The 23,111-nt window shown below is 35.1% G+C and carries 20 protein-coding genes; 12 read left to right on the top strand and 8 right to left on the bottom strand.

The window, feature by feature from the left end:
* Positions 1 to 103: 103 nt before the first annotated feature.
* From IW15_RS09600 to IW15_RS09555, 10 genes are all read left to right on the top strand, one after another.
* Entirely contained in the window at positions 104 to 493 is a 390-nt protein-coding gene (locus tag IW15_RS09600) for a hypothetical protein (protein WP_034710834.1), read from the top strand.
* A gap of 99 nt (positions 494 to 592) precedes the next feature.
* A complete protein-coding gene (locus IW15_RS09595) occupies positions 593 to 2,875 on the top strand; it encodes a cation:proton antiporter (RefSeq protein ID WP_034710833.1) in 2,283 nt (760 codons plus the stop codon).
* Positions 2,876 to 3,073: 198 nt separating this feature from the next.
* On the top strand, positions 3,074 to 4,096 hold the full coding sequence (locus tag IW15_RS09590) for a LysM peptidoglycan-binding domain-containing protein (protein ID WP_165585176.1): 1,023 nt from the start codon (positions 3,074 to 3,076) through the stop codon (positions 4,094 to 4,096).
* Complete coding sequence (locus tag IW15_RS09585; RefSeq protein ID WP_034710829.1) at positions 4,093 to 4,914, top strand: DUF4280 and LysM peptidoglycan-binding domain-containing protein; 822 nt, start codon at positions 4,093 to 4,095, stop codon at positions 4,912 to 4,914. Before IW15_RS09590 ends, IW15_RS09585 begins: the two co-directional genes overlap by 4 nt.
* Before the next feature lie 3 nt (positions 4,915 to 4,917).
* Complete coding sequence (locus IW15_RS09580) at positions 4,918 to 7,428, top strand: N-acetylmuramoyl-L-alanine amidase (RefSeq protein ID WP_034710828.1); 2,511 nt, start codon at positions 4,918 to 4,920, stop codon at positions 7,426 to 7,428.
* Positions 7,429 to 7,436: 8 nt separating this feature from the next.
* Positions 7,437 to 8,297, top strand: coding sequence for a hypothetical protein (locus IW15_RS09575; protein WP_034710827.1), 861 nt, complete (start codon positions 7,437 to 7,439; stop codon positions 8,295 to 8,297).
* An 82-nt stretch (positions 8,298 to 8,379) separates the two neighbouring features.
* On the top strand, positions 8,380 to 9,309 hold the full coding sequence (locus IW15_RS09570) for a hypothetical protein (protein ID WP_034710826.1): 930 nt from the start codon (positions 8,380 to 8,382) through the stop codon (positions 9,307 to 9,309).
* Positions 9,310 to 9,379: 70 nt separating this feature from the next.
* On the top strand, positions 9,380 to 10,516 hold the full coding sequence (locus tag IW15_RS09565; protein ID WP_084681396.1) for an SH3 domain-containing protein: 1,137 nt from the start codon (positions 9,380 to 9,382) through the stop codon (positions 10,514 to 10,516).
* 19 nt (positions 10,517 to 10,535) lie between these two features.
* The gene (locus IW15_RS21970) at positions 10,536 to 11,486 is read left to right on the top strand and encodes a hypothetical protein (protein ID WP_051881884.1); all 951 of its coding nucleotides are present in this window, start codon (positions 10,536 to 10,538) and stop codon (positions 11,484 to 11,486) included.
* A 207-nt stretch (positions 11,487 to 11,693) separates the two neighbouring features.
* Positions 11,694 to 12,539 (top strand): prephenate dehydrogenase, encoded by an 846-nt coding sequence (locus IW15_RS09555; protein ID WP_034710823.1) that lies wholly within the window; start codon positions 11,694 to 11,696, stop codon positions 12,537 to 12,539.
* Positions 12,540 to 13,166: 627 nt separating this feature from the next.
* Here IW15_RS09555 and IW15_RS09550 read toward each other — a convergent pair.
* From IW15_RS09550 to IW15_RS09520, 7 genes are all read right to left on the bottom strand, one after another.
* On the bottom strand, positions 13,167 to 14,588 hold the full coding sequence (locus IW15_RS09550; RefSeq protein ID WP_034710822.1) for an L-serine ammonia-lyase: 1,422 nt from the start codon (positions 14,586 to 14,588) through the stop codon (positions 13,167 to 13,169).
* 88 nt (positions 14,589 to 14,676) lie between these two features.
* Positions 14,677 to 16,023, bottom strand: coding sequence for an ammonium transporter (locus IW15_RS09545; RefSeq protein ID WP_034711085.1), 1,347 nt, complete (start codon positions 16,021 to 16,023; stop codon positions 14,677 to 14,679).
* Between the two features lie 107 nt (positions 16,024 to 16,130).
* On the bottom strand, positions 16,131 to 16,772 hold the full coding sequence (locus IW15_RS09540) for an alpha/beta fold hydrolase (RefSeq protein ID WP_034710821.1): 642 nt from the start codon (positions 16,770 to 16,772) through the stop codon (positions 16,131 to 16,133).
* 116 nt (positions 16,773 to 16,888) lie between these two features.
* A complete protein-coding gene (locus IW15_RS09535) occupies positions 16,889 to 17,515 on the bottom strand; it encodes a YceI family protein (protein WP_034710819.1) in 627 nt (208 codons plus the stop codon).
* Positions 17,516 to 17,593: 78 nt separating this feature from the next.
* Complete coding sequence (locus tag IW15_RS09530; protein ID WP_034710818.1) at positions 17,594 to 18,160, bottom strand: YceI family protein; 567 nt, start codon at positions 18,158 to 18,160, stop codon at positions 17,594 to 17,596.
* A 145-nt stretch (positions 18,161 to 18,305) separates the two neighbouring features.
* On the bottom strand, positions 18,306 to 19,355 hold the full coding sequence (locus IW15_RS09525; RefSeq protein WP_034710817.1) for a glucokinase: 1,050 nt from the start codon (positions 19,353 to 19,355) through the stop codon (positions 18,306 to 18,308).
* A gap of 114 nt (positions 19,356 to 19,469) precedes the next feature.
* Positions 19,470 to 20,033: a membrane protein gene (locus IW15_RS09520; protein WP_034710816.1), complete on the bottom strand. Its 564-nt coding sequence runs from the start codon at positions 20,031 to 20,033 to the stop codon at positions 19,470 to 19,472.
* Between the two features lie 239 nt (positions 20,034 to 20,272).
* Between IW15_RS09520 and IW15_RS09515 the strand changes: the two genes are divergently transcribed.
* Both IW15_RS09515 and IW15_RS09510 read left to right on the top strand, forming a co-directional pair.
* Complete coding sequence (locus tag IW15_RS09515) at positions 20,273 to 21,649, top strand: DUF1800 domain-containing protein (RefSeq protein WP_034710814.1); 1,377 nt, start codon at positions 20,273 to 20,275, stop codon at positions 21,647 to 21,649.
* 25 nt (positions 21,650 to 21,674) lie between these two features.
* Complete coding sequence (locus tag IW15_RS09510; protein ID WP_034710813.1) at positions 21,675 to 22,859, top strand: DUF1501 domain-containing protein; 1,185 nt, start codon at positions 21,675 to 21,677, stop codon at positions 22,857 to 22,859.
* Positions 22,860 to 22,948: 89 nt separating this feature from the next.
* On the opposite strand, the gene IW15_RS23095 is transcribed toward IW15_RS09510, so the two are convergent.
* Complete coding sequence (locus IW15_RS23095; protein WP_262483661.1) at positions 22,949 to 23,083, bottom strand: hypothetical protein; 135 nt, start codon at positions 23,081 to 23,083, stop codon at positions 22,949 to 22,951.
* Between the last annotated feature and the right edge of the window lie 28 nt (positions 23,084 to 23,111).

Here is a 23,111-nt window from a genome sequence, read left to right as displayed (position 1 = left end):
TTCAAAGGTTTCCGGTTTCATTACAGAATCAGCCCATTTCATTACAACACCGTATTTGCAGCAGTAAATCACCCTATTTTTGCCGGTGATTAAATGATTTATAATGAAAAAACTGATGTATGCCGGAATCATTCTTCTATCCAGCTTTTGCTTTGCTCAGGAAACTACTCCCAAACTTAAGGTATCTTTCTTTGATGGGATTGTTGCTGCAGGGTATGTAGACCGTGGTGCGTTTATTAATTTTACAGGTCCAAACGTGAGCCTCACCCATAAAGGAACGAAATTCATGCTGGGAATGCTTCCTTCACTGAGAATCAAAGAAGACCGTTCACCCGGAACTAAAAATAGCGCCATCACCCCGAATCTGGGAGCAGGTCTCACAGTAGTTTACCGGAAAATTGCGCTTCAGGTGCCTTTGTACTATAATACCAAGACGGCCACTCAAAACGGAGCCTGGAAAATGGGTATAGGATTAGGTTATAGTTTCAAATAAATCTTTCATTACATTATTTATGGCATTGATTACATTTTCCAGAAAAAAATATCTGCCATTCACATATTCTTTAGAAATTTACACTAAAATAACGGACTTATGAACTTGGGGAAATACAGAAATATAATTTTTTACGTAGTGACCATCGCCTTTTTCTCCTGTCTGATGTATTGGTTCATTATTGAAGGCCAGACGTTAGAGGTGAAGGAAAATATCATTATAAAAACCACCGGCGGATCAACATGGGAGAATTTTGTTGATTCATTTAAAACCAATCTTCACCATCCACTGGCCCTGCTGCTCGCGCAGATCGTTACCATCATTCTGGTTGCAAGACTTTTTGGATGGATCTGTATGAAAATAAAACAGCCCACCGTTATCGGAGAAATGATTGCCGGTATTGTGTTAGGCCCTTCCCTCTTGGGAATGTACTTTCCGGAATTTTCAGCTTTTCTTTTCCCGAAAGAATCTCTTGGGAACTTACAGTTTTTAAGCCAGATAGGATTGATCCTGTTTATGTATATCGTAGGAATGGAACTGGACTTGAGCGTTTTAAGAAAAAAAGCTCATGACGCCGTGGTGATCAGCCATGCCAGTATCATTATTCCTTTTGCCTTAGGAATCGGGCTTTCATATTTTGTCTATCAGGAATTTGCCCCGGAAGGTATCCAGTTTACTTCTTTTGCTTTATTTATTGCTATTGCGATGAGTATCACCGCATTCCCGGTATTGGCAAGAATTGTTCAGGAGAGAAATCTTCAGAAAACAAAACTGGGAACCGTAGTCATTACCTGTGCGGCGGCAGATGATATTACCGCATGGTGTATTCTTGCAGCCGTAATCGCTATTGTAAAAGCCGGATCTTTTACGAGTTCTATATATGTGATCATCATGGCGATTACTTATGTATTTTTAATGATCAAGATTGTAAGACCTTTCCTGAAAAGAATTGGAGATCTTCAGGCCGGCAAAAATACCATCAACAAACCAATGGTGGCTATTTTCTTCTTAACGCTTATCCTTTCTGCTTATGTTACAGAAGTGATTGGAATTCATGCATTATTCGGAGCTTTTATGGCTGGAGCTATTATGCCTGAAAATGCTAAATTCCGTACGATGTTCATTGATAAAGTAGAAGATGTGGCGTTGGTGCTTTTACTTCCGCTATTCTTCGTATTTACGGGTCTGCGTACACAAATCGGACTATTGAATGACGGTCATCTTTGGATCACGGCAGGGTTTATAATTTTAACAGCAGTATTAGGAAAGTTTGCCGGAAGTGCGCTGGCTGCAAAATTTCTCGGGATCAACTGGAAGGAAAGCCTCACGATTGGAGCTCTTATGAACACAAGAGGTCTGATGGAGCTTATCGTCTTAAATATAGGGTACGATCTTGGTGTTTTAAGCCCTGAAATTTTTGCCATGCTTGTGATTATGGCATTATTTACCACTTTCATGACAGGACCGGCCTTAGATTTTATCAATTTTATTTTTAAATCGAAAAAAAATGATGAGGAAAAGGATCATGACGAAAACGATCCCAAATACCGTGTACTTCTTTCGTTCGATAATCCGGAATCCGGAAGTACCTTAGTAAAACTTGCTCATGATTTCACCAATAAAATGAACGGCAACAAAAGCATTACCGCAATGAATATTGCTCCTGTGGAAGAAATGCATGCGTATGAAATCAATGAATATGAAAATGAACAGTTTAAAAATGTAATAGAAACCTCCCACGAACTGAATCTGGAAGTAACTACCCTTTTCAAAGCTTCAACAGATATTGAAAATGATCTTACCAATATTTCCAACAAAGGAAACTATGACCTCTTACTGATCATGCTTGGAAAATCAATGTATGAAGGAAGTCTTCTGGGAAGATTACTGGGTTTCACCACCAAAATTATCAATCCTGAAAAGCTTTTAAACACCGTAAAAGGGAAAGGAAATATTTTCAACAATTCTCCTTTTGACGATTTTACCCTTCAAATCTTAGATAAAACCAATATCCCTGTAGGAATTCTGGTAGAAAAGGATTTCAAATCTGCAGACCGGGTATTCGTTCCGATTTTCAATTTGAGCGATTTTTATCTGCTTGAATATGCTAAAAGGCTGATCAATAACAATAATTCCCAAATTATTATTCTGGATGTCGCCGGACAGATCCGCAGTAATATCGAGGTAAAGGAACTGATCAGAAGTATCGAACAGGTAGCACCCAATCACATCACGCTATACAACGAAAAGAAGATCGAAAAAGAATTCCTGGATGCCCAGGACTTAATGCTGATCAGCAGTAAAAGCTGGAAAAGCCTGATCGATACCAAGAGTCTTTGGCTTTCTGACATTCCTTCAACGCTGATTATATCCAATCCATAAATTTGTTTTCAGATACGATCCACGTAGTTTTTTCATTAGGATATTTGATAAGGCCGGGCTTTAAAAGTCCGGCCTTTTTGTATCCCTAAAAATCATGAATATCGTACTTCTACTACAATTTTCACATTTTATCATTAAAAATGAAATTTAAAAATTGTTTTTTTATAGATTTATCCTATTAATTCACAAATGATAGAAATGGATTTTTTCCCTTATAAAATCCGGAACGGAGATACGCTGTACTCAATTGCTTCACGGTTAGGCATTACCGAAGAAGAACTGATGCGTTTTCATAATGCCCACTGCGAAAAGATGGAAAAGGTCTGGTTTACCAATCTTCACGGGGTGAAACACCTTCTTATTCCTGTTCATTATAACAGGGAAATACAGGGAGTGGCCGAGAAACACAACAATCCTTCTTCTTCACAACTTCCTTATCTCTTTTTTGCCGGAGAATATAAGGTTCAGGAAGTTTTCGAGTATCCACAAAAACCTTCTTTAACCATAGAATATACTATCAGTTTAAACAGTAAGGAAAAGAACGAAAATGTACAAATTATCACTTTCAGCCGGAAAGATGTTAAGACCAATGGTGAAGTACCTGAAGATAAAATCAGCATGCTTACCCTTGCCTGTATGGAAAGTATACAGCCTGTAGATTTTATCCTCCATCATAACGGAGCAATTGCTGGCTTTCAAGATCATAAAACAATCAAGCATCGTTTTAATGAAAAACGAAAGGATCTTGATGACTATTTCACTGGAGAAACCAACAGAAATTACATCGATTTATTTCAGGAGAGTATTGCTGATGAAAATTTTCTTTTACAGCAGTTCCGTTCTACCTTGCTTTTCCAGACTTTATTCCCAACCATAGATTGGTTTCAGAAGAATACTCCCTGGAACGAAAGTTTTTACTTTTTTCAAAACTCATTTCCTGCTAAATGCAAGATGGAAGCAGGACATCACGTTAAAAACATAGATCTGAAAGAAATAAATTTCGTAGGAAAAATTATAGAAGCCTGTAGTCTTCAGGAGCTTAAAAGGGGGATCAGATTTCATGAAACTGCCGAAGAAAATGTTTCAGGAGAAATTAGGTTACAATACACAACCGACGGAGAACATAACAACATCATCCAGGCGGAAGCATTGCTGATACTCTGGCATCAGGAAGTAGTATATCAAAAACACCACCTCACCATAACACAAAAGATCATATGAAAAATTATGTAGTACAGCAGGGCGACACTTTTGCTTCGCTCGCAAAACAATTCAACCTTAAAGATGAAGGTATGCTCAAAACCTTTCATAATCTATACTGTCCCGCCGAAGATGTGATGCAGGAACCTGTTCCCGGAAAAACCATCATCATTCCGGAAGACCCGAAATTTTTACAGGAAGAAAATACAGAGCAAGATAGTTCTCCGGACAGTCAACAGGATACAGATACAGAAAGCAGTAGCAACGAGAATCAAGAACAAAACTCATCATCTGAAAATACAACAAAGGAGCAAAAAAAAGAAGAAAATAATCAGCAAGGTAAAGACAGCTCTAGTCCTCATGACAACAAATATTTCATTGTACAGAAAGGAACCGTACAGTGTAATCAGGGATTTACGTTTCCGAAATTTAAAGTTACCAGCCATCAGAAGCATTACTGGAATGACGCTGATGGAAATGCGGACTATTTAGCGGTTACCGAAGATGATGTACAGCTTGACCCAAGCGCACAACCATTCGGACAGTGTAAACTGAGACCTACATCCGGCGGATATCTTCCCTGTGTATATGCACCCGCCGGAAAATGGCAGAAAACGTATGAAAAAGTAAAGGTAATGGACAAAAATTGCCTCACTGAAATTTCAGAACTGATGTGCAGTACGGGCGGAAAGATCACCATCCTGAAACATGGACAACAGAGCGAAACCAGCAAAAGCCAGGTTAATAATGCCAATACACAGGAACAGCAGGTCTACAATCCCATCGTGGATTTTGAGACATTTAAAGAGAATGTCAACGATCAACCTTATTATAGTTAAGCCATGGCAGGAAATATTATAGGAACCCAGAACCCCACCGTTGGAACGACTGCTTATTACGAAGTAAGCATTTTCAGCACCCTTGGTAGTTTTTCTGCCCAATATGAATGGCATCTGTTCAAAAAACAGAAAAACAATACATGGAAAGATATTACAGGAACTCCGAAAACAGGAAAAAGAGTTCCTTACACTTTTGGTGAAATCGCTGCAGGCGTAGCGTTTGAAATAAAAGTCAATGAAATACCGCAAAACATTTTACCGGATATAAAATCCTCAAAAAAACTGTTGGGAACACTTGAACTCCTTCCTAACAGCAGTAAAGTTTCCAAAATAGAGAAAGTGGTACTCTTCAACAGGGGAGCTAAAGATTCCAACAAGGCAGGCTACCGCGACACACTCATAGCGCAGGCCCATTGTATTGCTTTATTTAATCAGGAAATAGAATTCCATCTTTGGGAAGATGATGCTCCCGGAAAAGGACATAATGCAGCCATCAATAAAAATAACCGTCATACAAGAGTCTACAAAGCAGTAGTCAATGAAAAAGGAATTGCAGAAGTAAAAATTCCTTTATCCACAGACGAAAGGATTTTAAGACAAATGGCCAACCAGTACCTGATGCGAGGAGATAAAAACGAAGGAGCGAATCATGAATACTATGTAACAGCAAGCTATGCCGGAAAAATTCAAGGTGCCAGTCAGGTGAATGTGAGCGTGGTTAACCCGGATTATAAAAGCAGTCCACCCACATCAACCCCTAAAAAAGACAGTCCTAAATTTCCAACCGGCCAGGGAGGAAAAAAGCAACCTGATCCCAAGGGTAATATTGTAGATGCTGTTTTTATTAATGATCAGGGAAAAGAGCTTTCCAAAGTTACAGTAGGAAACCGCGTCCGGGTAAGAATCCATTCTAAAAACCTGGTGGGAAAACATATCCAATATGTAGTCTGGGAATACGATGCAGGTTCGAATGATGAAATCTACCGAAGTGAGAGCATAAAAATCACGGCAGACCTTTATGATTCATCAGGTTTTATCATTACAAAAGGTATTTTTGATAAAGGAATAGATCTTCCGTTCGGAGACCCGGATGCCGATAGTCAACACTATTTTATAGAAATCATCACCCTTGATATCGGTGCTGAATCTGTAAAATTTGGAGTACATTCGGAAGGCTTAATGGAAGTGGAAAATGTGAAGAGTCCTGCGGTGGTGAAGGGTGAAAAAGAACCGAATAAACAAGAAAAGGGAAAATGTTTTTGTAATAGAAAAATAAATGGTGAGGAGCTAAAAGAAATGGTAACAGCAATGAGAAAAGCTACTTTTGATGATGCTGGAGAAAATTTTTATAAATGGAATAAAGATAATTTATTTACTGGTGGACATGAACAATTTACAGTTAAAACCTATGATAAATTTGCTGAAGTGTTAAATAAAACATTTGAAAATTATGATATAAATACATGTATAAGAAAAATTCATTTCTTAGGCCAATGTTATCATGAAACAGGTGCTTTTATGAAAAGTGTTGAGGGTAAAAAAAGTCAAGATTACTGGTATGATCCGTACCGAGGAAGAGGCTTTATACATCTAACATTACGAGGAAATTATCAAAAATTTAAAGATAATTCAGGGTATGATGTTGTTAATAATCCCCAACTAGTCTCAACAAATATTGAAGTAGCAGCTATGTCAAGTGGTTGGTATTGGAAATATAATGACATGGGAAATATTAACCCTTTTGCAGATAAAGATAGTATTTTTGATACATCAAGATTAGTAAATAAACCTAATGCTACTAAATCATCTTCAATAAATGGCTACACTCAAAGGGTAAATGCGGTGAATGCTCTTAAAACCGTCTTCAAATATCCGCAAGAGTGTATTAGCTTAGGAAAAAAGGAAGAAGCTAAAGAGAAAACACCTTGTCCTAGTGGATTAAAAGATTGTATTTGCATTGATACATTTAATGTCGAAGATGGTTTTATAAAACATTCAAGAGTTACACAAAATCACATAAGTATTATTGAACACGGAAATTTCAAAGATCCCAAAAATAATATTCAAAAAGTAATATTACATCGAACAGCAGGAGGAACAACACAAGCATGTATAAATGCATTTAAAAGTGGAAGAAAAAATAAAAAAGGTGATATAGATCATTTTGGAACCCATTTTGTGGTCGGAAAAGACGGATTAATAACTCAAACAGCTAACTTATCAAAGATAACCTGGCATTGTGCCGGATGGAATTCCAAATCTATTGGAATAGAAGTTGTGGGCTTCGCTACAGATAAGGATGGCAAACCTACACTGGGACTAAAAGGCCAAAATCCAGTAACTGGCTGGGAGAATTTAACTGAAGAACAATCAAAATCAGTAGCATGTCTCGTCAAGGCACTATTAAATTATTATAGCTTAGATAAAAGCAAAATTGATTGTCATGAACATTTAGCTCCGAAAGAAGTTGGGGAAGGCCAAATAGTGTATAATGCCATTAAAAAATATTTATAAATTTAATTATGAAAAATATTCTTATAAATTTCTTAATATTAGTTCTATTTATTGCGTCTTGTAAAGGACAAGATAAAGATGAGAAAAAACAATTAGAAAAAACAGTTTACATAGCAACGTGTAAGGGAAAATATTCTACGGGAGAGGAATTAACGGACAAAGATAAAACCTGGACTCTTAATAAAAACGAAATAGATAAAATGATGATCTTATCTCATCCTATTACAGAAAATGAATGGCATTTTTCCTATCCTGTTACCCCATGTAATATCGATGTTAAAAATTATGTATACAAAGGAAAAAAATATAATTTGCAAATTAATGGTGGATCATATGTATCTCTCTTTGATGGAAAAGATAAAATTCTATTAGGTTGCGACTTGCCAGATTGTAAAAAATATTTTCTAAAAACAGTGGAGAATATGGAAGAAGAGGATGCAAAAACTTCCTTACCCACAAAAAAAGACGAACAATCTGTACAAATCAAAAGTTATAAGGTAGAATTTAATAAAAATAAGATACAAGATATTTTACTTGTAGAAAAAAAAGACAATGGTTTCATTTTAGAAGCAAAGTCAGATAATACAGCTTTTTTTAATAAAAATTTCGTTTGTGATTTTATAGATATTGAAACTAATACGAAAAACAATCAGGCATTCAATTTAACATTAGGATATACAGACCAATATCAAAAAACATTTAGAAAAGTAGTAATCCCTGTTTTCTATAATAATAACGATTTATATATCGAAAAAATATTCATAACAACTCTTGGTACCAGTGCAAAAACCGGTGATGAAGAATGGATCAGAAAAGAGATTTCTAAAAAAACATCTCTTAAAGAGCTTGATCTGGATGACATTCTATAAAAACTACAGGAAATTCATTTATAAACCCCATTGAAAAGAGAGAAATATTTTCTATTAAATATTATACAACTCAAAGAGGAAAATGAAAAAAATAATTCTCATACTATTAGCTGCTACATTACAATCTTGCAACGGCCAGGAAAAAAATAAAAAACAAGAAGCAAAAACAACTATTGTACCTCATAAACCTGAAACTTCAAATGAGAAAGAAGATTCTATTAACTTTTTGGATATAAAATATCAATCAAATGGTTTTTTTATCCCTGATAATCTAGATCCTTATCCAACCTATTCTTTTTCAGACAAAAAAACAGGAGTTTTCAGTGTAGATTTCATAGGAAAGACAAATGAAATCCAAAACTTCTGGAATAGCAGTAATAAAAATGGATACTTTTCAAAAACTGATAACCCTGAAAAAGAGGCACAAGACTCAAAGGCAATAAAAACTCGAATAAATGAAAAAGATTATTATATAGTAGCATCACACTTACCAACTCAGTTCATTAATTATACTGGCGGAGAAGACGGTGAGTTTGAACCTAAAGAGAATGCTAAAACAACATTTTACTTATTTAAAGATAATAGTTGGAAACAAATAGGAGAAATAGAAACATCTAAAATTCCGGAAAATGTAATTGCATTTGAAACCAGCTTAATTCAAAAGGAAATTTTTAAAACTACAACAAGTAATCTTACTGCCTATGAGGGATCTCATTCTGTATCAGTAGAAACAGAAGCAACAACTACTGGTATGGCTTCTATTTCTTATAATTTCACCATCACAAAAAGCAATGTTTCACTATCCTTAAATACTTATAAAGAAACTACTTTATGTGAAGGAAAATATATGGGTATTGAAAAAAACAATCAATTGGAAATATATTATTGGGGAGAAGAATTATCTTGTGTTTCTATTAACCCTAAATTCATTATAAAAAAAGATAAAAATCAATTGTATATTAAAGGAATTGGTGGAGAAGCTACTTATAATAAATGGATTTTAATGAATTAAGATAAATGCAAGAAACACTACTAATACAAATTCCACTATGAAAAAGTATTAAAATAAGTATTAAACACAAATGAGAATAATATTAAAATTCATCTTTTTTATAGCTATTTTAGTTCCACTAATGATATCCTGTCAAAAAGAAACCTATAAAATAGAAGCACCCTACAACATAGTTGATGAAGGTGATGGTAAAAAATTCAATTTTGATAATTTATCCACTGATATTAAGACATTTGGAACTACATCATTAAAAAACTTCAATTATAAATTTCCTGATTATAATTTATTTACAAAAAAAATTCAAGAAGTTTTTGAAATTAACATCAACGATTATAATAATACCATCATTGCATTAAGAATATCAGATTTTCCGGAAATTGTACTGAAACAGAATAAATACATTTTGATACAAGATAGCGATTCAGAAAACAAATATTCAATAAACTCAGAAGTACTATATCACTTTAATAAATATATTTTTTATGATGATCCAACCTCATTAAATATTTTAAAACTTAAAGACCCATATCTTTTAAAAGACCTGGTAACGTATTACGGTTATAATACAGATAAAAATTTAATGAGCTTTGTATTTAAAGATTTTGATTTTGAAAACAATGTTTCATTTCATGAATTATTATTTGGAAGAAAAAATCAAAATAAACAATATGTACTCAGAAAAAGTATTGTTAATGATATTGAGCAAATTATTTATGGCGGTAAAACTAAAGATATTCTTTCCGAAACGAAAGAAGGGAAAGGGTATGATTCAATTTCAAATATTTTAGAAACGATGTCTAGTCATCCAAATGAGTATAATAATTATTTGGAAAATATTGCTTTTTTATGTGAGAAGGCACTGAATGTGGGATATTTAGGTGATGTTCAAAGCTTTCTACATAAAAATAAAAAAATCCTCGAATCCTTTAAAAAAAATAACTATTTCGGAAATGAAAGACTTAAGATATTTAGTGAGAATCTGAATGTTATTGATAAAACTGAAGAAAAAGTAAGTAATTTTTATATTAATGACCCTGATGGTTATACTAACTTAAGAAAAGATAGAAGTACATCATCCGAAATTTTACAGCAAGTAAAAACTGGTGAGCAAATAGAAGTACTCAATGACAAAGGTGATTGGTTTTTAATCAAAACAAAAGAAGGTAAGGAAGGGTATATTCATAAGAGTAGGATTGAATCCAAATAATAATGATTTTTTTAAACAAATGATAAAAAAAGCAATAACAATTATTATTTCATTCTTTTTATTATCATGTCAAGAACAGAAAAAAGAAGAAAAAGCTGAGAATAAAGAGTATAGTAATAATATAAATAGAGCATTACCGGCTTTATTTGATAAAAAATATTTTCATGGTTATCAATTAAGCCCAGATTCGGATTATCCTATTTATTCACATACCGATAAAAATGTTGGAGAGCTAACCATAAGTTTTATTAATAAAGATATTGACAAACAAAAAGAATGGTTACAATTTGATTTTAATAATAATTTAGAACCTGGTGATGATCCGGATGATAAATATTTTGATAATTTAAACAAGGTAATTAAAACTAAATTAGAACCAAATTTAAATACTTATGAAATAATTGCTGAGCATATTCCTGCAAAATATTTGGAAAGCAAAACACTTGATTACATCTATCCATACACAAAAACTTATTATCTATATAATAAAGAAAAGAAATCTTGGGATTTTATTAAAGAAAAAATTATTAGCGATGGTGCAAATGAAAAAAATATAACCAAGTTGACTGAATTAAATGCAATGATTACTATTAGCTCTACTAAAAATGCTCTACTAAACAAAGATTCATTAAAACAAATTAAGGACACAACTCTTTTTGTTAATTCATCCCAAGGAGAAAGTGTTAAACTATTGATAAATACAAAAACTAATGATTCAATTTTTGAAAGTGAAATATTTGGAGAAACAGGGAAATCTACTTATAAGTTTGTTTTCAATAAATTTTTAAAAAAAGCAGAATGTACAACATACAGATATACAGAACCTATTTCTGTAAACTCAAACCCTAAAATAAAATCAGAAAAAAAAGAAAATCTATTATCCTCTAAAGTATCATCAACTAGATTAACTAATATTTTTAATAGTTATCTCAAAGCATTTATTCATGCTAATATTTCAAATGGTAAATGATCTGGTGTATATCATTAATTACGACAATAATTTAAAGAAGAAATCATCCGATTTAAAAAAATATTTTATACCTTCGCTTGGTGATTACCAAAAAAGGAACATATTATTATAGAATTTTCAACTCAAATCTGGGCTAGGAATTCTTATGAACATATCATACAACCTCGTCCCAGGACGGGGTTTTCTATTTTACAAAAATTGACAAAGATGAAAATAAGCATCATAGGGGTTGGTCTTATCGGAGGCTCAATCGCTTTAAAATTAAGAGAAAAAGGCATTGCAGATTTTATTTACGGAATTGATAACAGTACCCGGCACCTTGACCAGGCGCTGGATTTAAAGATCATTGATGCAAAAGTAGATATGGAATACGGAATTAAAAACTCCGATCTGGTTATTATTGCCATTCCTGTAGATGCTGCCCGCAAACTACTTCCATCCGTTCTCGATCTCGTGTCCGATACTCAGACCGTTATGGATGCCGGATCTACAAAAGCCGGAATCGTAGCAGGGGTCAAAGATCATCCTAAACGTTCAAGATTTGTAGCCTTTCACCCGATGTGGGGTACCGAAAACAGTGGTCCCGAATCTGCTATAGCCCAAAGTTTCTCAGGAAAAGCAGGCGTAATCTGTAATAAAGAAGAATCTGCATCCGATGCATTGGCTCTGGTCGAAAAAATCGTGGAAAGTCTCGACATGCACCTGATTTATATGAATGCGGAAGCACACGATATCCACACTGCCTACATCTCCCATATTTCACATATTACTTCTTATGCCCTGGCTAATACTGTCCTTGAAAAAGAACGAGAGGAAGACACTATTTTCCAACTGGCAAGTTCCGGTTTTTCCAGTACTGTACGTCTTGCAAAATCCCATCCTGAAATGTGGGTTCCTATTTTCAAGCAAAATAAAGAAAATGTACTGGATGTCCTGAACGAGCATATTACCCAACTTAGAAAATTCAAGGCTGCTCTGGAAAAAGAAAACTATGAATACCTGGGAGAATTAATCACCAATGCCAATAAAATAAGGGGAATTCTGGATAAATAAATCCTTTTACAAATAGATTGATGTAAGATACAACACCAATCAAAAAAACAAAGTGCACAGATATTGAAATTTATTTTTCATTTTTGTGCACTTTTTGAATGTATCCATCTATAATTACAAACCTTTGTGGTGTAAATTTATACTATATCCTACTGCTCTTTATACTACTGTCATTCAGAATGTAACGAAGTGAAATGAAGAATCTAATCTATGGATGAGATTCCTCCTTCGTCGAAGAACAATACCTGTACAACCGTATATGATAACCGTTATTTTATAACCACAGATTGGCATAGATGAAATGTTTCTGTTTTCAACCACCCCGTCAAATCAAAGATTTGACACCCCTCCGAAAGAGGGGAATGTGATCCGACGAATTAAAGTTGATTCAACTGATATTCTTAAAGACTTAAAAATCTTAATGGTTATATTGCGCAGATCATGCTAATTAAAAAGATGTTTTACCTTATGTGAAATTACTTATAGACAAGTACTTAACTTAAAAAACTAAAGTATTCAAAAAACTTTGTGGCTTTTGTAGTTAAAAACGAACCAATCCTAAAATCAAAAGCTCCCCAGATGCATTCATCCGGGGAGCTTTTATTTTTAAAACAATTACTTTTTATCTTAACATTCCGGAACATTGACCGCTATGGCCAATCCGCCTTCAGACGTTTCTTTAAAACGGTCACTCATTGACAAAGCGGTTTCCCACATCGTCTGAATCACCTCGTCCAGAGTAACTTTTGCTTTTGCAGGATCACTTTCCAATGCAATATTAGCTGCCGTAATCGCTTTTATAGCACCCATCGTATTTCTTTCAATACAAGGAATCTGCACCAAACCTTTAATAGGATCACACGTTAAACCTAAGTGGTGTTCCATTGCAATTTCTGCGGCCATCAATACCTGACCTACACTTCCACCCATAATCTCTGTAAGACCTGCCGCTGCCATCGCAGACGACACCCCCACTTCTGCCTGGCATCCGCCCATGGCTGCAGAAATAGTTGCATTCTTCTTAAATAAAGTTCCGATCTCGCCGGCTACCAGTAAAAAGCGTGCAATGGCATCTTTACTTTTAAAAGGTGTAAATGCCTGGGAATACATTAAAACAGCAGGAATCACCCCGCTGGCTCCATTGGTAGGAGCCGTAATGATTCTTCCAAAGCTTGCATTTTCTTCATTAACCGCTAATGCGAAACAGGAAATCCATTTATTGATGTTGGTGAAATTTTCTTCTGCATCCACCACCATCTGAAACCATTCTTTTTTATTTTTATAGATCTTATCATCGCCTAAAAGCTTTCTGTTCATTCCTGCCGCTCTCCTGGTAACATTCAAACCTCCTGGAAGAATTCCTTCTTTATTAACGCCTTTATACACACATTCTTTGATCTGTTTCCAGATATACAGTGCTTCTTCTCTCGTTTCTTCCTGAGATCTCCAGCTTTCTTCATTAATTAAAATTAAATCTGAAATTCTGCTAAAGCCCAGTTTCTGACAGTATTTTGCAATATCCGAAGCTTTATGGCAAGGATATAAGGTACGTACACATTGCTTTTCTATGGAATTTTTTTCCTGGCTGGCAATAAAACCTCCGCCCACAGAATAAAAATCCTGAACAAGCTCGGTACCGTCTTCAAAAACAGCCCTAAAGATCATTCCATTCGGATGGAAATCAAGTGATTTTGACATATTTAAAATCAAATGATGCCCGTAGATAAAAGGAATTTCCTTTTCACCTCCTAAATTAATGGTCTCACTTCTTTTTATATATTCTATCTTTTCATCAATTTTTGAAGTATTAATCGTTTTAAAATCTTCACCGTTCAACCCAAGCATTCCTGCGATATCTGTTCCGTGTCCGATTCCCGTTTTTGCAAGTGAACCAAAAAATTCAACAAAAACTTCTTTAACTTCAGCGATTGATCTTTCTCTTTTTATAATTCTGATAAATGCAGATGCTGCATTCCATGGTCCCATGGTATGTGAACTGGACGGGCCTATTCCTACTTTAATAATCTCAAAAACCGATATTGATTCCATAAATGATTCTTCATTTTCCTCTAAAAACAAAGATACATGATAAATCTTTATAACAATAAGCCTTGCATAGGATTAATGATTATTTAAGCTACCATTTCAGGCTCTCTTCATGCTGGGAAAGATCAAGTCCCTTATCCTCAGACTCCTCGGAAACCCGTAAAGTGATGATTGAATCTGTAATCTTATATAAAAGAAGTGATCCGAAAAATGCAAATATGGAAACCAGCAACAAAGCCATCATATGATGAGCGAAAACTTCAACTCCTCCATGAAGAAGGCTTGCATTTTCTCCATGGGCGAAAATAGCGGTCAGAATCATTCCCATAATACCTCCTACCCCATGGCAGGCAAAAACATCCAAAGTATCATCGATTTTCTTTAAGGCTTTCCAGTTGACCATCAGATTAGAAACAATAGCAGCAATAAAACCGATAAAAAGACTTTCAGGAATACTCACAAAGCCACAGCCCGGAGTAATTGCAACCAATCCAACTACTGCTCCAATACAGGCTCCCAACGCAGAAACACTCCTCCCATTGATCCTATCAAAGAATATCCATGTCATCATAGCCGAAGCAGAGGCAATCGTAGTCGTTCCAAAAGCAACGGCTGCTGTGGCATTGGCACTTAGCGCTGATCCAGCATTAAAACCAAACCACCCGAACCAAAGCATTCCCGTTCCCAACAGTACATAAGAAATATTCGACGGTTCATGGTGCGGATTTTTTCTGTTTCCCAATACCAGGGCTCCTGCCAGAGCTGCAAACCCGGCACTCATATGCACAACGGTTCCGCCTGCAAAATCTTTGACTCCAAAATATTTATTCAAGAGTCCATCGGGATGCCATACCATGTGACAAAGCGGAGCATAAATAAAGATACTGAAAAGTACCATAAACAGCAGATAAGAAATAAAACGTACCCGTTCTGCAAAAGAACCGGTAATCAGGGCCGGAGTAATCACAGCAAATTTCATTTGGAATAAAGCAAACAAGACAAAAGGAATCGTGGAAGCCATCGCTTTGTGAGGCAGAACACCCACCCTGCTAAAGAACGGATAACTTAACGGATTTCCAATAATCCCATAATGTTCTCCATTGATGTCAAACCCTAAAGAATCACCGAACGAAAGAGAAAATCCAACGACTACCCAAAGAAGGGAAATAACACCCAGCGCAATAAAGCTTTGCAGCATTGTAGAGATTACATTTTTCCTGCCCACCATTCCACCGTAGAAGAATGATAAACCCGGTGTCATCAGTAAAACAAGACCGGCCGCAGATAATACCCATGCCACATCTGCTCCTACTATTTTATCTTCGCTCAGAAATTCCCCGGTATTGGGGAAATCGGTAATCGGGCTCCAGAACAAACCCCCAAATGCTACAAGAGCGATCATAGAAAAGGAAACAATCCATTTTAACCCTACTTTCATAAAATTTAAATTTAACCCCATCAAAAATAGGTATAAATTTTATAAAAACATATAAATTTTGAATTAACCCCCTATTAATTCTTAAATATTTAAAATAAAATTACAAATCACGAAAGAACTTTGCTTAATATTTTTGAAACTTCTTTATATTTTGTTGCAGGAAAAAGATGTGTTCCTCCCTTTATAATATAGTTAGGTTTTGAATATTTTACGGGAAAAACAATATCACGGTCTCCCAATATCTGGATCACCTCAGGATTTTCGTCAAACTTCCATTCAGAAACTTTTTCTACAGACCATTTCAGATAATAAGGGTCTCTTACTTTGAAATATTGAAGAATTCTTGGATTTTTGGGATCAAAAAGTTTTCTGACCACTGAATATACATTAGCTGCTTTATCATTAAATAAGCTTACAGGAAGTATCCTTGGAATCTTCGTTACCTCTCCGGTTCTTATAAATTTAGACTTCTCTTTATCTGATTTTATACTTCCTAGGATAACGACTTTTTGTGCCGGTTTCAGTTTATTAATTTCCTGCACAATAATTCCCCCGAAAGAATATCCCAACAGACAAAATGGTTCCGAATCGTCTACCTTTTCAGCCATTCTTTTGACATATGCATCAAATGACTCGTTTTTTTCAGGAATCAGCCAGTCTATAAAAACCAATTCATACTGATCGGGAAATTCCAGTCTCTCAAGTACTTTAAAGTCTGCTCCAAGACCACTTACAATATACAGTTTCATCCTGCTAAAATATAAAAAAAATGTAGATTGATGTATTGAATTCAGATAGGAGTATTTAACAAAAGATGAGCGGTTTATACAAACCGCTCATTTTAATAGTATATCAATAATAGTACTTATTTTTTCTTTTTAGGAACTCTGTTTTCATTATCCAGTACTTCAGTAGATAATTTGAACTGAATATCCATCTCATTTTTAATGAAATAATCTTTTAGTGAAGACTGATAGAAAACTTTAAAATCTCTTCTGTTCAATGAGAACTTAGCAGATTCGATCACTACTGTAAACTGAGTAACGTATGCGTTGGCAGGAAAAGAGATTGTTTTTCTAACTCCTTTGATCGTCAGGTCTCCATATATCGTAGAGTTATACTCACTGTTTGCTAAAGGAATAATTTTAGTCAGGTGGAATATGGCAACAGGATATTTCTTAACCTCAAAAAAGTTTGTGCTTTTAAGATCATTTGTAAGCTTGATCTGATCCTCTTCGGAAACATCTCCAGCCATTAAACTTCTCATATCTATTACAAAATCACCGTCTACTAAAACAGTTTTATCAAAGTTGAATTTCCCGCTTTTCAATTTCACGGTTCCCGAATGTGATGAAGCTTCAGTTTTTACAACCTTATATCCCCACCATCTGATCTCTGATGAAGTTACTTTTGAAACCTTATCAAATTTCTTTTGGGCAAAAACAAATGACATGCTCGCACACATCATCGCAAACAATAGTAATCTTTTCATTCTTTTTTATTTACAATTCAACAAAAATAAAAAAAAGTGTAGAACTTCTACACTTTTAACAATCTTTTTTTGTTTAAATTATTTAGCAGTCACTTTTACAAGCATATCGATATCATCTTTCACAAAAACATCCTGCATGGTAGATTTGTAAGCAACATCAAATTTTTGTCTGTCGAAAGAGAATTTATTAGATACCAAACTCACTACTCCTTTGCTGTAAGAAATTTTTGCAGGGAAAGAAATGGCGTTTGTTTTTCCTTTTACCGTTAAATTTCCAGTTACCAGACTGCTGTAGATTTTATCACTGTTTGGTTTCACAGAAGTGATTTTAAAACTAGCTGTAGGAAATTTTTCAACTTCGAAGAAATCACCATTCTTAAGGTGTCCGTTTAATTTCCCCTGGTATTCTCCTGAAAGGTCAGTTGAGTTGATCGTTGTCATATCTAAAACGAAGTTTCCTCCTACCAATTTGTTTCCTTTCATCACAAGATCACCGGATTTTACTTTTACCGTACCATCGTGAGAACTTGCTTCAGATTTCGCTACTTTATATCCCCACCAGTGAACATCAGATGCTACTACTTTTTTTGACTGTCCGAAAGCTAAACCTCCTGCTAATACCGCTAATAATAATATTTTTTTCATTTGAATAAAGTTATTTACTTATTTTAACGATACAAATGTAGCTATCTTAAGTGATAGATTTCATTGATGTATATCAATAAAAGCAATTATTTTTATGAATAATATCATCCATAAAAAAACTCCGAATTTCTTCGGAGTCCTTTTTTTATTCTTGGTAATAAGCGGTGTACAATGCGGCACCTTTCAATCCTGTATGATTATGCTTGATTAAATATATTGGAATATTTTTCAGCATCTCTTCCATTTTATCGCTTATCTTAAACTTCTCGTAGAATTTATCTTTGTCGATGTATTCCCTGATCATCTGAACTATGTCTCCGGAAATCAGCAATCCACCTGTTGCTTTGAGCTTCAGTGTTAAGTTATTAGCCTCTCTTGCAAGGAATTCAAGGAAAGTATCCAATGCGATCTTGCAGATCAATACATCTTCCTCTACCGCTGCTTTATACAGCTCCTGTACAAAATTACCTCCTGCAAAGCGTTCTGCAAGCCATTCCGGCTCAGGATGTCTTTTTACATCTCTTAAAAATCTATAGATATTGAACAAGCCGGTCTTAGAAAGTACATTCTCCCAGCTTACAATTCCGTAGATATTATTTAAGAACTGATAAAATTCAACTTCAACGTTTGTTCTCGGTGAGAATTCAGAGTGACCTCCTTCTGTTGCAAACGGTCTTAAATATTGTCCGTCAAAAAAATATCCGGCTTCTCCAAGCCCATTTCCTGGTGCTAGAATAGCTACATTTCCTTTTTCTAAATGACCGCTTGTATAGATTGCATCAAGATCGCTATCTTCAAGAAGTGCCATTCCGTAGGCCGAAGCTTCAAGGTCATTCAGCATATCGACTTTCTCAAACCCGAAATCTCTGGTATATTCTTCAACATCTAAGCTCCATCCTAATCTTGCAGGGTTACTTTTCCCGTCAAGTACAGGTCCCGGAACTGCCATTCCTAAACGCTTCACGTTTTCCAATTGATTATCCTGAATAAACTTCTTTAAGATATCTGAAAAAGAAGGATACTCTTTGGTGGGATAGTCATTTTGTAGTTTTATCTCAAGACCTCCGTTACTAGAAACAAAATAGCCTAAAGTTGTAATATCCTCGCGAAGGTTTGCCCCAATGATAGAAACATTATCATTATTACTGTTTTTTACTCCTGGTAAATAAAGCGGAAACTTTGGATTCAAAATCATAATCACAAATTTTATCAAATATAATAATTGTTTTGGTAAATTCTACAGGGAAGGAAAAAACCTTTTCATAAAATTGAAAAGGTTTGGTTAATAATTGCTTATATATAAATCTAACTACTTTCCTAATGGAATATTGTACCCGAATCCTACTCCAATGTTCCCCACATTGTAGTCTTGACCGGCTAAATCACCTTTACTTCCTACAAATACTTTTTGGTATTGTACAAAGAAATTCCAGTCTCTGTTATGATATCCGATTTCCGGTTTGATGTAGAAACCTCCGTCTGGTCTGTCAACCGTAGTATTAGAAGCTACTTTGCCATTCCCAACAAGGAATCCGTATCCTAAGTCAGTTCCGAAATAAAATCCGGTTTGTTTTGGATATATTCTGATCAATGCTCCTACAGGGATTACTCCTACGTCATTGTTATCATAACCGTTATTACTTTTTCCAAAATAATGAGTATAACCTGTAGCAATACCTAACCCAAATCCTGGAGTGATCAGGTTTTGATAAGATACGTCTACTCCGGCAGCTGCCGATACGTTATCTGAAGGAACCGCTAAACCAACATTTGCACCTACTTTAATCATATTGTTCATTTTTGAACTCTGTGCGCTTGCTATTCCTGCTGTTAAAATTCCAGCCAGTACTACTGCTTGTTTAAACATTTTCATACCTCTAATTTTTAAAATTTTACTACCGTACAGGATGTAAAAATCGTGCCAAGGAGTATATTTTGACCCATTTTAACATTTGAAAACCTCATAAACGGATGAAAATCAATATATTAAAATATGTTAAAATTAAATGATTGTTTAAGTTAAAATTATTAAAAAGTAATATTAAAGATTCTTAACCGTTATCTTTTTAACTTTTAGTATTTAAAAGCATCCAAAAATTAAATTCATTCATCATGGCTGATTCACTTTTACATAACAAACATCTTCTTTGGCGCGCCGGTTTCGGAGCAGGAATCAATGAACTGGAAGACCTGAAAAATAAAAACACAAAAACCTTATTGAATGAATTATTTAAAGAACAACCTTTTGCGGACATCAACTATGATACTCCTGATGTAGAAATCGTCGATTATATGAACGACAAAACGCCTGCAGAAAAGAAAAAAGAAATCCAAAAGATCAATCGTGATCAGAATAATGAGCTTAATCTTAACTTTCTCGACACGATTGTAAACAGCAAAGAACAGATGCGGGAAAAGATGGCTTTTTTCTGGCACGGCCATTTTGCATCGAGGGTGATCAATCCAAGATTCAGCAAACAGATTTTAAATACGATCAGGAAGAATGCACTGGGAAATTTCAAAGATCTGCTTTTTGAAGTAAGCCAGACTCCTGCTATGCTGAATTTTCTCAATAATCAACAGAATAAAAAAGACCATCCCAATGAAAATTTTGCCCGTGAAGTCATGGAATTATTTACGATGGGAAGAGGAAATTACACCGAAAAAGATATTCGCGAAGGAGCCCGTGCCTTTACCGGATGGGGATATGATAAGGAAGGGAATTTTAAGGAACGTAAAAATCTGCATGATGAAGGAGTGAAAACCTTTCTCGGAAAAACCGGAAATTTCACCGGAACAGATGCTTTAGATATCATTCTCGAACAAAAAGCCACAGCACGATTCATCACCACTAAAATCTATAAGTTTTTTGTAAATGAAAATATTGATCAGAACATTATCAATACGTTAAGCGAGAACTTTTATCACTCCAATTATGACATTAAAAAACTGATGACTGATATATTTTCAAGTACCTGGTTTTATGACAAAAAAAATATCGGTAACAGGATAAAATCGCCTATTGAATTGATGGCAGGAATGATGAGAACCTTACCCATGACTATTCAAAATCCTGAAAACCTCATCGTATATCAGAAATTACTAGGCCAGATGCTCCTCTACCCGCCTAATGTTTCCGGGTGGCCGAACGGGAAATCCTGGATCGACAGTTCTACCCTGATGGTTAGGCTTCAAATCCCTCAGATATGGTCCGGATTGAGGCCATTGGAATACAGTCCGCGTCAGGATGATGATATTGATATGGGAAACAAATCCCGTGAAACCACCGTTAACAAGAGCTTTAAAAATCCGAACATCACTATCGACTGGTCTCGTGTTGAAAAAGTATTTGCCGGTAAAAACTGTGCAGAGTATATCATCCAGAATACAAATACATTGGATCTGGATACCGTGAAAAATTTCTCGGATAACAGCGTGAAAATGAACATTATTAATCTCATGTCAACGCCTGAATATCAACTGATGTAATGGTTTTATTTAAAAAATTTACAGTATGTTAATTAAAAGAAGAGAATTCCTAAAAATAAGTTCACTGGCAGCGACTTCGCTCATGATGCCCAGCTTCCTGAAATCAATGACTTTGGACAATGCCCTGGAACCCGGGCAAAAGATTCTGGTTGTTCTTCAGTTTACAGGCGGAAATGACGGACTAAACACGATTATACCGACGAAAAATGATATTTATTTCAGGGAGAGAAATAATATTGCAGTAAAAGATTCTTTAGCTTTAAATGATGAAGCGGGAATTAATCCGGCACTCTCCTATTTCAAAGAGCTTTTTGACAGTGGAGAACTTTCAGTTCTGAATAATGTCGGCTATCCTAACCCAGACAAATCCCATTTCAGAAGTATGGATATCTGGCAATCTGCAAGTAAAAGCGATGAATACCTGGAAACCGGTTGGCTTGGAAGATTCCTGGATGAAGAATGCTACCGATGCGAACATCCTACTCAGGCTCTTGAAGTAGATGATATGCTGAGTTTAGCTTTAAAAGGGCAGAACAACAAAGCTTTTGCCTTTAAAGACCCTAAAAGACTGTATCAAACCAGTCAGGAAAAATATTTCAAGTCGCTTTATGACCATCATCACGATGATGAAACGGTTTCTTACCTGTACCAAACGCTGGGCTCTACCATTAATAATGCAGGGTATATTTTTGATAAAAGCAAAGCAAAACAGACTGATCAGACTTATCCGAATTCACAGCTGGGAAAAGATTTCAAAACTGTATCTTCTTTGATAAAATCTGATATTAATACTCAGGTGTATTACCTTTCGATCGGCAGTTTTGACACTCACGTGAATCAAAATGACAGACAGCAAAAGCTTTTCAGTGACATTAATGAAGCTGTGAAATCTTTTGTGGCTGATATGAAAAGTAACGGATTATTCGACAATATTCTTCTGATGACCTTTTCAGAATTCGGACGCAGGGTAGCTCAAAACGCCAGCAACGGAACCGATCATGGAACAGCCAACCAAATGTTTTTTATCAGTGGCGGATTAAAGAAAAAGGGACTATTGAACAGTCTTCCCGATCTTCAGAACTTAAACGAGGGAGATTTGATTTACACCGAGGACTTCAGAAAAGTATATGCTACCATCCTTAAAAATTGGCTTAAAGCAGATTCTTCCAAAGTACTGGGCTGGAAAAACGGGGTGTATGATTTTATATAAAATGAATCGAAGGACTTAACGGAATATGATAAAAAGAGAGACGGTCTTTGGACCGTCTCTTCATCATCTTACATTGTACTACTTTATTTTTAAGCAGTAATTTGCTTTTTATCGTCTTGCTTTTCAGACTTTTCAGATAATTTTTCAGCGACCTTTTTCACAACATAATCGATTACTAAAGGGGCTAAAATGGCTACTAATGTTTTTAATATACGTGACTTCATAGTGTAATTTTTTTATAAATAAGCTAAT

Origin of the sequence: Chryseobacterium soli (assembly GCF_000737705.1) — a bacterium.
Lineage (GTDB): Bacteria > Bacteroidota > Bacteroidia > Flavobacteriales > Weeksellaceae > Chryseobacterium > Chryseobacterium soli.
The sequence above is the reverse complement of the archived record's forward strand: the minus strand, read 5'-3'. Positions and strand labels throughout refer to the sequence as shown.

Bases quoted from the DNA above. Each gene is read 5' to 3' on its own strand.
- IW15_RS09600 (WP_034710834.1), top strand. From the start codon at position 104: ATGAAAAAACTGATGTATGCCGGAATCATTCTTCTATCCAGCTTTTGC.
- IW15_RS09595 (WP_034710833.1), top strand. From the start codon at position 593: ATGAACTTGGGGAAATACAGAAATATAATTTTTTACGTAGTGACCATC.
- IW15_RS09590 (WP_165585176.1), top strand. From the start codon at position 3,074: ATGGATTTTTTCCCTTATAAAATCCGGAACGGAGATACGCTGTACTCA.
- IW15_RS09585 (WP_034710829.1), top strand. From the start codon at position 4,093: ATGAAAAATTATGTAGTACAGCAGGGCGACACTTTTGCTTCGCTCGCA.
- IW15_RS09580 (WP_034710828.1), top strand. From the start codon at position 4,918: ATGGCAGGAAATATTATAGGAACCCAGAACCCCACCGTTGGAACGACT.
- IW15_RS09575 (WP_034710827.1), top strand. From the start codon at position 7,437: ATGAAAAATATTCTTATAAATTTCTTAATATTAGTTCTATTTATTGCG.
- IW15_RS09570 (WP_034710826.1), top strand. From the start codon at position 8,380: ATGAAAAAAATAATTCTCATACTATTAGCTGCTACATTACAATCTTGC.
- IW15_RS09565 (WP_084681396.1), top strand. From the start codon at position 9,380: ATGAGAATAATATTAAAATTCATCTTTTTTATAGCTATTTTAGTTCCA.
- IW15_RS21970 (WP_051881884.1), top strand. From the start codon at position 10,536: ATGATAAAAAAAGCAATAACAATTATTATTTCATTCTTTTTATTATCA.
- IW15_RS09555 (WP_034710823.1), top strand. From the start codon at position 11,694: ATGAAAATAAGCATCATAGGGGTTGGTCTTATCGGAGGCTCAATCGCT.
- IW15_RS09550 (WP_034710822.1), bottom strand. From the start codon at position 14,588: ATGGAATCAATATCGGTTTTTGAGATTATTAAAGTAGGAATAGGCCCG.
- IW15_RS09545 (WP_034711085.1), bottom strand. From the start codon at position 16,023: ATGAAAGTAGGGTTAAAATGGATTGTTTCCTTTTCTATGATCGCTCTT.
- IW15_RS09540 (WP_034710821.1), bottom strand. From the start codon at position 16,772: ATGAAACTGTATATTGTAAGTGGTCTTGGAGCAGACTTTAAAGTACTT.
- IW15_RS09535 (WP_034710819.1), bottom strand. From the start codon at position 17,515: ATGAAAAGATTACTATTGTTTGCGATGATGTGTGCGAGCATGTCATTT.
- IW15_RS09530 (WP_034710818.1), bottom strand. From the start codon at position 18,160: ATGAAAAAAATATTATTATTAGCGGTATTAGCAGGAGGTTTAGCTTTC.
- IW15_RS09525 (WP_034710817.1), bottom strand. From the start codon at position 19,355: ATGATTTTGAATCCAAAGTTTCCGCTTTATTTACCAGGAGTAAAAAAC.
- IW15_RS09520 (WP_034710816.1), bottom strand. From the start codon at position 20,033: ATGAAAATGTTTAAACAAGCAGTAGTACTGGCTGGAATTTTAACAGCA.
- IW15_RS09515 (WP_034710814.1), top strand. From the start codon at position 20,273: ATGGCTGATTCACTTTTACATAACAAACATCTTCTTTGGCGCGCCGGT.
- IW15_RS09510 (WP_034710813.1), top strand. From the start codon at position 21,675: ATGTTAATTAAAAGAAGAGAATTCCTAAAAATAAGTTCACTGGCAGCG.
- IW15_RS23095 (WP_262483661.1), bottom strand. From the start codon at position 23,083: ATGAAGTCACGTATATTAAAAACATTAGTAGCCATTTTAGCCCCTTTA.